15 protein-coding genes are annotated in these 11914 nt (G+C 56.5%); all 15 read left to right on the top strand.

All coding sequences use genetic code 11. The features are described from left to right. Window positions 1-5: 5 nt before the first annotated feature. Window positions 6-725 carry a type VI secretion system-associated protein TagF gene (tagF, locus tag RE418_RS15825; RefSeq protein ID WP_025303290.1) on the top strand — a complete coding sequence of 240 codons (720 nt, stop codon included), beginning with the start codon at window positions 6-8 and terminating at the stop codon, window positions 723-725. Window positions 726-748: 23 nt separating this feature from the next. Next, window positions 749-1780 carry a type VI secretion system protein TssA gene (gene tssA, locus RE418_RS15820; protein WP_038629525.1) on the top strand — a complete coding sequence of 344 codons (1032 nt, stop codon included), beginning with the start codon at window positions 749-751 and terminating at the stop codon, window positions 1778-1780. A gap of 120 nt (window positions 1781-1900) precedes the next feature. Next, window positions 1901-2437 carry a type VI secretion system contractile sheath small subunit gene (gene tssB / locus RE418_RS15815; RefSeq protein WP_016927260.1) on the top strand — a complete coding sequence of 179 codons (537 nt, stop codon included), beginning with the start codon at window positions 1901-1903 and terminating at the stop codon, window positions 2435-2437. Window positions 2438-2440: 3 nt separating this feature from the next. Continuing rightward, on the top strand, window positions 2441-3946 hold the full coding sequence (gene tssC, locus RE418_RS15810; protein WP_016927259.1) for a type VI secretion system contractile sheath large subunit: 1506 nt from the start codon (window positions 2441-2443) through the stop codon (window positions 3944-3946). 67 nt (window positions 3947-4013) lie between these two features. Next, window positions 4014-4397: a Rap1a/Tai family immunity protein gene (locus tag RE418_RS15805; RefSeq protein ID WP_043138684.1), complete on the top strand. Its 384-nt coding sequence runs from the start codon at window positions 4014-4016 to the stop codon at window positions 4395-4397. Beyond that, a complete protein-coding gene (locus tag RE418_RS15800) occupies window positions 4394-4885 on the top strand; it encodes a T6SS effector amidase Tae4 family protein (RefSeq protein WP_025303293.1) in 492 nt (163 codons plus the stop codon). The genes RE418_RS15805 and RE418_RS15800 overlap by 4 nt, the downstream gene beginning before the upstream one ends. 26 nt (window positions 4886-4911) lie before the next feature. After that, entirely contained in the window at window positions 4912-5340 is a 429-nt protein-coding gene (locus RE418_RS15795) for a T6SS amidase immunity protein Tai4 family protein (RefSeq protein WP_025303294.1), read from the top strand. A gap of 195 nt (window positions 5341-5535) precedes the next feature. Continuing rightward, window positions 5536-6018, top strand: a complete 483-nt coding sequence (locus RE418_RS15790) for a type VI secretion system tube protein Hcp (RefSeq protein ID WP_004961372.1) — start codon at window positions 5536-5538, stop codon at window positions 6016-6018. Window positions 6019-6099: 81 nt separating this feature from the next. Continuing rightward, complete coding sequence (locus RE418_RS15785; RefSeq protein WP_043138771.1) at window positions 6100-6894, top strand: lysozyme inhibitor LprI family protein; 795 nt, start codon at window positions 6100-6102, stop codon at window positions 6892-6894. Further along, complete coding sequence (locus tag RE418_RS15780) at window positions 6872-7246, top strand: T6SS amidase immunity protein Tai4 family protein (RefSeq protein WP_049206018.1); 375 nt, start codon at window positions 6872-6874, stop codon at window positions 7244-7246. The genes RE418_RS15785 and RE418_RS15780 overlap by 23 nt, the downstream gene beginning before the upstream one ends. 69 nt (window positions 7247-7315) lie before the next feature. Next, the gene (locus tag RE418_RS15775) at window positions 7316-7651 is read left to right on the top strand and encodes a T6SS amidase immunity protein Tai4 family protein (protein WP_227711491.1); all 336 of its coding nucleotides are present in this window, start codon (window positions 7316-7318) and stop codon (window positions 7649-7651) included. Then, a complete protein-coding gene (locus RE418_RS15770) occupies window positions 7614-8207 on the top strand; it encodes a hypothetical protein (RefSeq protein WP_233494397.1) in 594 nt (197 codons plus the stop codon). Before RE418_RS15775 ends, RE418_RS15770 begins: the two co-directional genes overlap by 38 nt. Window positions 8208-8377: 170 nt before the next feature. After that, window positions 8378-10111: a type VI secretion system-associated FHA domain protein TagH gene (tagH, locus tag RE418_RS15765; protein ID WP_089181038.1), complete on the top strand. Its 1734-nt coding sequence runs from the start codon at window positions 8378-8380 to the stop codon at window positions 10109-10111. After that, the gene (locus RE418_RS15760) at window positions 10111-10884 is read left to right on the top strand and encodes a PP2C family serine/threonine-protein phosphatase (protein ID WP_025303297.1); all 774 of its coding nucleotides are present in this window, start codon (window positions 10111-10113) and stop codon (window positions 10882-10884) included. The genes tagH and RE418_RS15760 overlap by 1 nt, the downstream gene beginning before the upstream one ends. 28 nt (window positions 10885-10912) lie before the next feature. Continuing rightward, window positions 10913-11899, top strand: a complete 987-nt coding sequence (locus RE418_RS15755) for a type VI secretion system-associated protein (protein ID WP_089181039.1) — start codon at window positions 10913-10915, stop codon at window positions 11897-11899. The last annotated feature ends 15 nt before the right edge of the window (window positions 11900-11914 follow it).

The raw sequence follows: 11914 nt of genomic DNA, 5'->3' as shown, positions 1-11914 counted from the left end.
TGACCATGAGCACTGATTCAAGCGCCCCGACGAGCATCGGCTGGTACGGCAAACTTCCTTCCGCCGGTGACTTCCTGCAACGCCGTTTGCCTGACCCGGTGGTCAACAACTGGGCCCACTGGTTCCATAACGGGCTGGTGAATTTACAGCGCGATGCACAGGGGCCGAACGGCCACCCGTTCAGCAACGCACCGGTGTGGAACTTCGTGATCCCCGCCACGCTCGGCAGCCCGTACGTGCAGATGGGTTGCCTGTTGCCGGCGCGCGATCGCGTCGGGCGGCGCTACCCCATCTGCGCACTGCGCCTGTTCAGCCTGCAAGAATGGCGCCCGCAACAGCTGAACATGGCGGCGAGCTGGTATCAACAGCTCGGCCATACCCTGCTGAACGGCGTGCGCAACGGTTTCTCCGCCGAGCAGATCGATCGCACGTTGCAGGCGATCCCGGCGCTGCCCAGCCCACCGGCGGAAGCGGATTCCGAGATATTGTCGATTATCGGTTTCCAGCATCCGGACGTACCGGGCCTCGGCTGGCAACAGGCCGCCGACTGCTTCGATCCGGCGCAGTACACCAGCTTCTGGTGGACCAATCAGGCCGACGGACATCCGCTCTACACCCACGTGCACAGCGGCAACCTCACCGTGCAGCTGTTTTCACTGCTGTTCGAACCCAACGGCTGGGCGCGCCCCGGCCGCGGCGGCCAGTACCCGCAAATGTTTGATTAACATCGTTCGTTGAAGGAAATTCTATGGCTATCGATACCGATACCCTGCTGGCCCCGGTTGACGCGGACAATCCCTGCGGCGACAACCTGGAATACGACGCCGACTTTCTGGCGATGGAACAAGCCGCCACCGGCAAGGCCGAACAACAGTTCGGCAGCACCATCATTCCGGAAGAAGCGCCGGATTGGGTGCAGGTCGAGCGCCTCGCGACCTCGCTGCTAACGCGCACCAAAGACCTGCGCATCATGCTGTATCTCACCCGCGCCTGGACCCAGCTGCGCGGGTTGCCGGGCTACGCCGACGGGCTGACGCTGGTCCACCAGTCGATGACCCGTTACTGGAACACCCTGCAGCCGCCGCTGGAGTTCGATGGAGAAGCCGATCCGCTGTTTCGCATCAACGCGCTGGCCGACCTTGGCGACAAAGCGGCGCTGGCCGCCAGCGTACGCGCCGCGCCGCTGCTGAAAAGCGCCGCCGGAGAAATCTCGCTGCGCGATGCCGGTGCCCTGCTCGACGGCAGCAAACAGGAGTGCCCCAACTTTCCCGGCGGCCGTGCGCGGCTGCAGGATGAACTGGCGCAGCAGGATCGCCCCGAAGGCGCCCTGGTGACGCGCATCGCCAACACCCTGAGCGCCATTCGCAGCGAAGTGACCCGCCATCTGGGGGAAAGCGCGCTGCCGGAAATGAGCGCGCTGACCAAGGTGTTTTCTCTGGTGGCGCTCGCCGGCCAGAGCGATGCCCCGGCCGCCGACGAACCAGACGCGACGCCTGAAGCGGCTGCCATGCAGCAACCGGCCGCCGTACAGAGCGCCACCGCTCCACTCAACTGGCGCAGCGCGCAGATCCAGTCGCGCGACGACGCCCAACTGATGCTGGACAAGGTGAAAAACTATTTTCGTCTTCATGAACCGAGCCACCCGGCGCCGCTGATGATCGATCGGGTCCAGCGGTTGATTACGCTGGACTTTATGCAAATCGTCCGCGATTTGGCGCCCGATGGGCTTAACCAACTGGAGACCATTCTCGGTCGCCCCGACAACGAGGAGAACAGCTAGCCGCCGACCTTTGTTCTCTTGACGCATCCGATACCGTCTGCCCTGCGCAGACCCGAATCAGAACCTGACTCTCCCAGCCGGACGAGGCGCGTTCCCAATCGCCATTAGATGGAGTAAATCATGTCAAACTCGAAATCCCGCAGCGGGCAGAAATTCATCGCCCGCAACCGCGCGCCGCGCGTACAGATTGAATACGATGTCGAAATTTATGGCGCAGAGCGCAAAATCCAGCTGCCGTTCGTGATGGGCGTGATGGCGGATCTGGTGGGGAAAGCGGTCGATCCGCAAGCCAGCGTGGAAGAGCGCAAATTCATGGAAATCGACGTCGACAACTTCGATGAGCGTATGAAATCGCTGAAGCCACGTGTCGCTTACCAGGTCGACAACACCCTGACCGGCGAAGGCAAGCTGAACATCGATCTGACCTTCGAAAGCATGGAAGACTTCTCCCCCGCCGCTATCGCCCGCAAGGTCGACGCGCTGGACAATCTGCTGGATGCCCGCACCCAGCTTTCCAACCTGCTGTCCTACATGGACGGCAAGAACGGCGCCGAAGAGCTGATCTCCAAGATCCTGCAAAACCCGGCGCTGCTGCAATCTCTGACCGACGCGCCGAAGCCGGCGGTTAACGACGACAACAACGAGCGTGAGGATTAATCGATGAGCAACTCGCCTCAGCAACAGAATGCGTTGCAAACCACCGAGACTTTTTCCAGCGATGAATTCAGCGCGCTGCTGAACAAAGAGTTCCGGCCGAAGACCGATCAGGCCAAAGAAGCGGTCGAGAACGCGGTGAAAACCCTGGCGCAGCAGGCGCTGGAAAACACCGTCACCGTTTCTTCCGACGCCTATCGCACCATCCAGGCGCTGATCGCGGAAATCGACGAAAAGCTGTCGCAGCAGATCAACCAGATCATTCACCACGACGACTTCCAGAAGCTGGAAGGCGCCTGGCACGGCCTGCATTATCTGGTCAACAACTCCGAAACCGACGAGATGCTGAAGATCCGCTTCATGAGCATTTCCAAGCAGGAGCTGGGCCGCACGCTGAAGCGCTATAAAGGCGTGGGTTGGGACCAGAGCCCGATCTTCAAGAAAGTCTACGAAGAAGAGTATGGCCAGTTCGGCGGCGAACCGTTCGGCTGCCTGGTGGGCGACTACTACTTCGATCACAGCCCGCAGGACGTGGAGCTGCTGGGCGAAATGGCCAAGATCGGCGCCGCCTCGCACTGCCCGTTCATCGCCGGCACCGCGCCGAGCGTGATGCAGATGGAGTCCTGGCAGGAGCTCTCCAACCCGCGCGATCTGACCAAGATTTTCCAGAACACCGAGTACGCCGCCTGGCGCAGCCTGCGCGAATCGGAAGACGCACGCTACCTGGGGCTGGTGATGCCGCGCTTCCTGGCGCGCCTGCCGTATGGCATCCGCACCAACCCGGTAGACGAGTTTGACTTCGAAGAAGACACCGACGGCGCGACCCACGGCAATTACACCTGGACCAACGCCGCCTACGCCATGGCCGCCAACATCAACCGTTCGTTCAAAGAGTTCGGCTGGTGCACCGCCATTCGCGGGGTGGAATCCGGCGGTGCGGTGGAAAACCTGCCGTGCCACACCTTCCCGAGCGACGACGGCGGCGTGGACATGAAGTGCCCGACCGAGATCGCCATCAGCGACCGCCGTGAAGCCGAGCTGGCCAAAAACGGCTTTATGCCGCTGGTGCATCGCAAAAACTCCGACTTCGCCGCCTTTATCGGCGCGCAGTCGCTGCAGAAGCCGGCGGAATACTACGACGCCGACGCCTCCGCCAACGCCCAGCTTTCCGCGCGCCTGCCGTACCTGTTCGCCTGCTGCCGCTTCGCGCACTATCTGAAGTGCATCGTGCGCGACAAAATTGGCTCCTTCCGCGAGCGCGACGACATGGAGCGCTGGCTGAACGACTGGATCATGAACTACGTGGACGGCGATCCGGCCAACTCCTCGCAGGAAACCAAGTCGCGCAAACCGCTGGCCGCGGCGGAAGTGCAGGTGGAAGAGATCGAAGACAACCCGGGCTATTACAGTGCCAAGTTCTTCCTGCGCCCGCACTACCAGTTGGAAGGCCTGACCGTCTCCCTGCGCCTGGTGTCGAAGCTGCCTTCGCTGAAACAAAACGACGCGTCCTGATGGGCTGAAGTCAGGCCGCGGTAGTGCGGCCTGGCTGATACATTAACCTCATCACAGGGAAAGAAAGATGAAGACAAAACGGTTTTATCTGGCATCGCTGTTGGCAGTCGTCTGCTCGCTCTCCGCCGCGCCGCCAGCTTTCGCAGAGCAGACATCGATAGCGCATTTGACGTCCGATGATGTCAATCTGCCAGGCAGCGACTTTTTCCGTTTCTATCGCAGTGCAGATAAACAGGAAAAAGAGAAAGCGCGGATTTATTTGCTGGGCGTGCTGGACGCGACGGAAGGAAAAAGCTGGTGCCAATACAGCCAGCTACAAACCGTCACTCTGCAGGAGTTTGTGTTCGAATTCTTTAATAAACTTCCCGCTACGCGCCTGCACGAAAGGGCTGCCCCCCTGATTGAAGAGGCTCTGGCGACTCGCTTCCCCTGCAAAGGAGGCAAAGCATGAAACCTTTATATCGTCAGCTAAAAAGCAGCCATTACTCCTCTGATTACTCTAGCCCGGGATATTTGGCAGCAGAAGCCGTTTACGCTGAGATTGGCTATGAGCTTGATACGCTTCTAAAGCAAAATCCTGGTTATGCCAATACCTGTGCCGTCCGCATGAGCCTGGCGCTGTTGAAAACCGGTATCAGCTTCAAAGGCCGCCTGCCAATCAAGAAAGGCGCCTATAAGGGTAAAACGATTGAACCGGGAGCCAAATTGCTGGCCGATCAGTTGCATCGCTCCAGTAGTTTTGGCAAAGCCAAAATTTTCTTTAATGCTCCAGATGCAGAGAAAGGTATTGGCAATAAAAAAGGAGTCGTGTTCTTCAATAAGATCACCAACTATGATGGCGGACACATTGATCTTATCGAACCAGAAAACTCGCTATTAACCTGCCATTCCCATTGCTATTTTAACTGCAAAGAGGTCTGGTTTTGGGAGTTGAGCTAGTGTTCCATCGGCTTATCAGTAAATGCATGAGGTTTGGTTTAACTGCATGCTTGCTTATCACCTCATTAAGGCTGCAAGCAGCGCCGATTCAGGATCCGGTGGCATTTATCAAACAGATGCCTTATCACCAGGTCGTAAAAGAACTGGCATTGTCACGCTGCCTGGCACAGGTCTCCGATTCGGATAAAGCATTCTCTCTTGATGCAGCCAGAACGGCGAATGCGATGAGAGAATGGATGCCATTCGATATCGAATCAGGTGATGAGAAAATCAATGTTCTCATCGACAAATATAAATCCAGAATCAATGAGTTTCACAGCGAAACTAAAGACAAGAGTCAAGGTGTCACCCTAAACTGCCTGCGGTTGTACCATAGCCCTGAATTGGACAAGCTTTCTCGACAGCTCATAGCAGGCAACCCAGATCGCACGTGGAATCAAGATAACGCGAAATAATTAAGCATTGAGCCATTAGCACTTAATAGTGGCTCGGTAACCCGTACCGATAGTTTTCGGTATTTAAGAAGGTGCATGGCACAAGGATATAAATTGGTAATGCATTACCACACTTGCAATTCCTGCTGCTATTACCTGAGTTTTTCAACGTAACGTTAATACTACTGTTAACCCTTAATAAAGAGTGAAGAAACTATGGCTATTGATATGTTCCTGAAAGTTGAAGGTGCCAGCGGCGAATCCAAAGATTCGAATCACAAAGGCTGGACCGACATTACTTCTTTCTCCTGGGGCGCTTCTCAACCGGGCAATATGGGCGTTGGCGGCGGCGGTGGCGCCGGCAAAGTGTGCTTCAACGATCTGCACGTTAACGCGCTGGTCGACAAGTCAACCCCGGCGCTGCTGAAGCACTGCTCCAGCGGTAAGCATCTGACCAAGGTTGAGTTGTCTGTCTGCAAGGCGGGCGGTACTCAGGTTGAGTACGTTAAAATCACCCTGGACGACGTGCTGGTCACCGCCGTGCAGTACACCGGCGCAGGCGGCGAAGACACCGTGGGCGTCACCTACTCCTTCCAGGCGGCGAAAGTGAAACAGCAATACTGGGAGCAGAGCGACAAAGGCGGCAAAGGCGCCGAAAGCAGCGCAGGTTGGAACATCAAGGAAAACCGCGAAGCTTAATTGTTATACAACCTCCCCGTTATGGGGAGGTTTATTAGCAAGCAAAGGACAGTTCTCTGCAGAAAGAAGGGCATCACTCTATTGAAAAAAAATAAACTTCTAATCAGCGGCGTCTTATTATCGTTCAGTGCATATGCAGCAGAAAAAAACGTTAATGCCCCAACATCATCAACTATTGATGGCTTATGGCAAGTAACTCAGGTCAACATAGACAATGAGACTACCCGCACACTTAACTATCAACTCAACGACCCTCGATTACTAGGAAGGGTAATCACTATTTCCACTAAATCAATAGAAAACAATCTGCCGGAAAAAGACGTCTGCACAGCGCCAACCTTAAGTATTGAGAGAAGCACGCTAAATCAATTCATCGGCAAGTCGATGGGCGGAGATAAAAGCATCTCGGCTAAAAACTATTCATTGAAAGAAAACGGCCAAGCAGAAGTCTCTCTTTTCAAGATCGCGTGTCACTCCGGATCATTCGGCCCATCCGATAATGGTGTAGGCTCCAGTTTTGCTGCTCTCAATCCACAAAAAATGCTGGTTAATTGGTACGATGGCTCGCTACTGCAATTAGAACGGTTACCGAAAGCTCCTAAACCTGCAGCGTCTTTCGACTGCGCTAAATCTAAAAGTATTGTTGAAAAAACTATCTGCTCAGATTTCAATTTATCCGCCTATGATAAAAGCGTTTCCCAAGCTTGGCTGTTGGCAAAAAAGCAGGCGACCGATGCAGGAGATAAAAAGCTGGCAGCCTCTTTAAACAGCACGCAAAAATCTTGGTTACTGCAAAGGGATAAATGCCGAGATGACAAAGACTGCCTGGCCGATACGATGCAAAAACGAATCGATGAACTCACATCATACGATTAAAACTGTATTCCTACTCACGTTGGCGGTATTGAATACTGAAGCTTCCGCCAACGGAAAGTACTCCTCTGCCGAGTACCTCAAAAACTACGCGCTTAGCGTTTGCATCGCCGAGGGGTACTCAGCAAAAGAAGTCAAAAACGATGCCGCCGCCGCCGCTCGGGGTTACACGGAATTCGGCGATTATTCTCTGGAAGCGCATACCGCCGTCAGGGCGCTGGCAAAAGAATTTCTGGCAAAGCCCTATGACAGTATGTCAGGGGAGCCGATGACGATGGCCAAGTGCATCGATCTTGTACACAGCCAAGCGTTGCAAGCCATCATCAAGAAGTACCAAGGGAAAGACGACAACTGATATCAGAGTTGCTCAAACGACGGCTCATATCAAAGGTTATCTCGGATGAGAAGATACACGTACTTTTTAATGTCTCTGCTGCTCGGAAGCCATGTAGCCCTTGCTGAAAACTCACTCAATATTTTATCGCAAGAGGCACTATATAAAAATTGGTTAGTCAGCCGCTGCATTGGGAAGTCCACTGACTCAGAAAAAACCAAGCAAGACGCCTTCCGTTCCGCTTCCGCCTATTTAGAATTGAGTAAACTGCCGATGGATGCATTCGAACAAGGCGAAAAGCTGGCTGAACAGTACGCCAATAAAAATAGCCAAGGCTCAGTTAAAGGAAGTTATCATATTTTAGATTGCCTTTCACTGCAGAACGCCAGTGAAGCTGAAGCCATTTTTAAACGTTACTCAAAGTAATAGCCGCAGTGATAGAATTCATTTTTTTTGCAGCCATCAGCCTCAAATTAATTACATTTTTATCACTTATAATTTATTACTTGAAAATATACCAGCACCATTAATCATCAGTCATTGGGAAAATATTCCTTGGCTTTCTATTACTCAGTACAAACCATATGGAATTTTAGAGCATTGGGATAAGGAAAAAACAGTGATCGATGACGTCACGCTTTCCACCTACTCTTACTCATTTGTGTTTTTATACTTTTTCCTGTCAGTCTTAGTATTTGTCGGGCTTTATCACCTAAAACAAAAAACCAACAATAGAAAATCCTATTCCCTTTTTGTGATAGCTACCACAGTAAATTTATTTGCAAGCATCATCCAAGGTTTAGTATTTAACTATGGTTCTGAGATACTGGATCCAATGCTCAATATAAAATTTCAAGATTATGACGAGGTCTGGTACGCCAGTATTATATTCGCCCTTACTTACTTATCTCAACTACCGACTAATCTCTATTACAAAAGAAAGGGTAAGAACAATGAGAGTAATAGCAAAGACATCATCTGACATATACAGCCTCACGTTACTAAATTGAAGCTTGCGAACATATAATGCGTTAACCAAAGAATTTAGTCACTCACATTCAAAGCTCTCTCTTAGGAAAGAAATCAAGTCGAACTCATCCAGTTATCGAGTTCCACTGTCTGGCCATAAGATCTTATCAGCAGGAATGCCTTATGCGATTTTCCATTGTAAAAAATAAAAGCGGCCAGGTTCCGCCGCAGAGCAGTTGCGATTTTCTGCCGCCGGGCGGCACCATCGGCCGCAGCGTGGACAACAACCTGGTGCTGCCGGACGAAGAGCGCGCCATTTCCCGCCTGCAGGCGATCGTGCACATTTCCGCTGACGGCGAATGCCGCATCACCAACCGCGGCAACGTTACCCGCGTGCTGCTGAACGACATTCCGCTGGAACGCGGCCGCCAGGTTGAACTGCAGGATGGCGACGTACTCGGCATCGACGATTACCAGATTGAAGTCAGCGCGCTGCACCAGCACGCCGCGCCGCAGGCTCAACCGGTGGCCAAGGCCGTTGCCGCGGCTGCGGCCCCCGCAGCCGCCGCCAAAGAAAAATCCGCCGCGCCGATCCCCAACGAAATCTGGGACAGCCTGGTGGAAGAATTTACGCCGAATGCGCCGGCCGCCGTCACGCCGCCGCCAGTCGCCAATCCAGACAGCCATCCACTGCTGGAGACCCCCGCTCGCGAGCTGAACCCGGCCGATCCGCTGGCGCAGCTGGCGGGCGATGTCGATCTGCGCCAATTGCAGCAACAGCAAACCGATCCGGCGGCGCTGTTCAACACCGACACCACCTTTGAGCGTGAGCATATCCTGGCCGACACCACCCCCAGCGCGCTGCTGGCGGAGCAGGCTGCGCCGACGCGCCCGGCTCCCCCCGTCCAGAATGCGCAGCAACCGGAGCAAGAGCTGGATCCGCTGGCGCTGTTCGGCGGTTCATCCGCGCCCGCTTCGCCAGAGACGTTAAACAGCAACGATCCGCTGGGGCTGCTGATGGGCGGCGCCGTGCCGCTGGCTCAGCCGGAGGAAACGGTACAGCCGCCGTCCCCGCCGCCAGCACCGGCTCCGGTCGCCGCACAGCCGGTAGCGCAGCGCCCACAGCCGACGCCGCCGCCCGTGCAGACGCCTGAGCCACAGCCCCAACCTGCGCCGCAGTTCAGCCAGCAGGAACCGCCTGCACAGCCGCCGCGCCCGCGCCAGGGCAACCGCCTGGGCATCGATCCAGTTGCCTACCAGTCTGCCCAGCGGCAGCACGCCGCCGCGCCAAGTGGCGACGCATTGGAAGGGCCGTTGCTGGCGGCGCTGCTGCAAGGCATCGGTCTCGACGATCTGCAACCGCAGCCTCACTTTGACGAACAACAGATCCGCCAGGCCGGTCGCCTGCTGAGCCTGTTCTCGCAAGGCACCGTCGCCCTGCTCTCATCCCGCTCGATCCTCAAGCGCGGCGTGAAGGCCGAGATGACCATGATCCTCGACGAAGCCAACAACCCGTTCAAGCTGCTGCCTTCGGGAAAAACGGTGCTGATGCAGATGTTCGGTAGCCAGATGCCGGGCTTTATGCCGCCGGAACAGGCGGTGCGCGACGCGCTGATCGACCTGCAGGCGCACCAGCTGGGGATGATCGCCGGTATTCGCGCCATCATCGCCGCCATGCTGCAGTCGTTCAACCCGGAGCGTCTCGAAGAAGAAGCGCGCAAGGAAGGCGTGGCGCCGCGTCTGTCGCTGCCCGCCAACCGCAAGGCCGCGCTGTGGGACTACTTCGTGAAGAACTATCAGCAAACCTCCGGCGAAATCGAGGACGATTTCCACACCCTGTTCGGCGAAGCCTTCCTGCACGCCTATGACGTTGAAGTGAATCAATACAAAGACTCACAGACCAAACCGGACGCGTAATGAATATCACCATAGCCTCTACCTCCAACCAGGGCGGCCGCGCCTCCAACCAGGATCAGACCGGCGAGGTGCTCGGCAACCGCGCCGCCTGCTTCGTGGTGTGCGACGGCATCGCTGGTTTTCCGGGCGGCGATATCGCCGCCAAACTGGCACGCGACACCATTTTGCAAAACTTCGACGGCGAAAAGCACCTGAACGCCCAGAGCATTCGCCAGCACATCACCAGCGCCAACGCCGCCATCCACCAGCAGCAGCGGCAGTCGGACGAATACAGCAAGATGGGCACCACGCTGGTCAGTCTGTTTATCGATCGCGATTACCAGCTGGCCTACTGGGCGCACGCCGGCGACAGCCGCCTGTACCTGTTCCGCCGTGGCTACCTGCATACCGTCACCACCGACCACAGCCTGATCCAACAGATGCAGGACGCCGGCTACCAGACCAACGGCATCAACAGCAACCTGCTGTATTTCGCGCTGGGGCTCAACGAAGAGCGCGACGCCACCTACAGCGACGTGCTGCAGCTGGAAGACGGCGACGTTTTCCTGCTGTGCACCGACGGCTTCTGGCACAGCTTCAGCCAGGCCGAACTGGAACAGTCGCTGCATATGGTCAACTCCCCCAGCGAGTGGATCGCCCTGATGCAGCAGGCATGGAAGAAAAACAATAACAGCGATAACTACAGCGCTATCGCCGTCTGGATTGGCTCACCGCAGGAAACCACCCTGCTGCATTCGCTGGCGGATGCGGAGCGGTTTCTGAGCCGCGACTGAGCAGCGCACATTCACAGCAAGGTTCACTATGAAATATTGGATGCCGGGGCTCGTCGCCCTGATGGCGGTGCCGACCGCGCAGGCGATGAACTATCGCCTGGTTTACTCCCCCAGCCAGAAGCTGGAAGTGTTTATCGATGACGTCAAAAACAGCAATCCGGCAAGCTGGTGCGGCAAGAGCATCCCGCTGCGCATCGTCTCGGCGCAAAGCCAGGATCCGGCGGTGCTGAACGACTTCCTGCCGCGCGTCGGCAATCTGTTGGAAAAGCAGTGCCCGAAAGCCGGCCACCTGCCCTGGACGCTGACCGACAAGCGCGGTGAGAAGCTGGCCAGCGGCGAAGCCGCCAAAGCGCGCGGCTGGAAACCGGTGGTCAAACAGGAAGCCGTCGAGCAGCCGGAAACCCCGCCGCAGCCGGCTATCCCTGCTGCAGTGGCCGTGACTTCTCCGCAGGCGGACACCGCGCCGCCTCAGCGTTTCAGCCTGCCGCAGGGCTGCCGCTTCCGCACCTTCTGGGGTGACGAAGCCAACGGCGGCGCGCTATTCATTCCCGCTGGTGAGGCGCTGCGCTGCGGCGAGGACGGCTGGCTGCAGGGCAGCGGCGCGGTCACGCTGCAACAGGGCGGCCAAACCCTCTCGCCGACGCTGTGGTTCCTGCAAGGTTACCCGCTGGCGAAGGTGAACGGCGGCGATCGCGCGCTGACCGTCGTCAGCGCCAACGCCCAACGGCTGGTTTTGGGCGGCAACCCGCAGGCGCCGGGCAGCTTCCTGCTGCTGAGCTTCGAACCGAAGCTGCACGCCTGGGCGTTCAACGGTGAAGCGATCGTTGAAATGCCGCGCGTCGATGCCGCCGACGAGAACAAGGTCAAACAGCGCGTACAGCAGGCGCAAACCGCCTGGCAGCCGCTGCTAAGCGCCCCCGCCCCGCTGACCTTCAAGCTGGTGGAAAAGCTGGCCGCAGACCGCGTCGATCCCGCCAGCGGCAGCTACCTGTCGGTTAACGGCGCCACTCACTGATTATAAGGAAAGCCT

This window comes from Serratia sp. szju (assembly GCF_044594185.1).
In the GTDB taxonomy this organism is placed as follows: Bacteria; Pseudomonadota; Gammaproteobacteria; order Enterobacterales; family Enterobacteriaceae; genus Serratia; species Serratia bockelmannii.
This window is presented reverse-complemented; position numbering and strand designations above follow the sequence as displayed.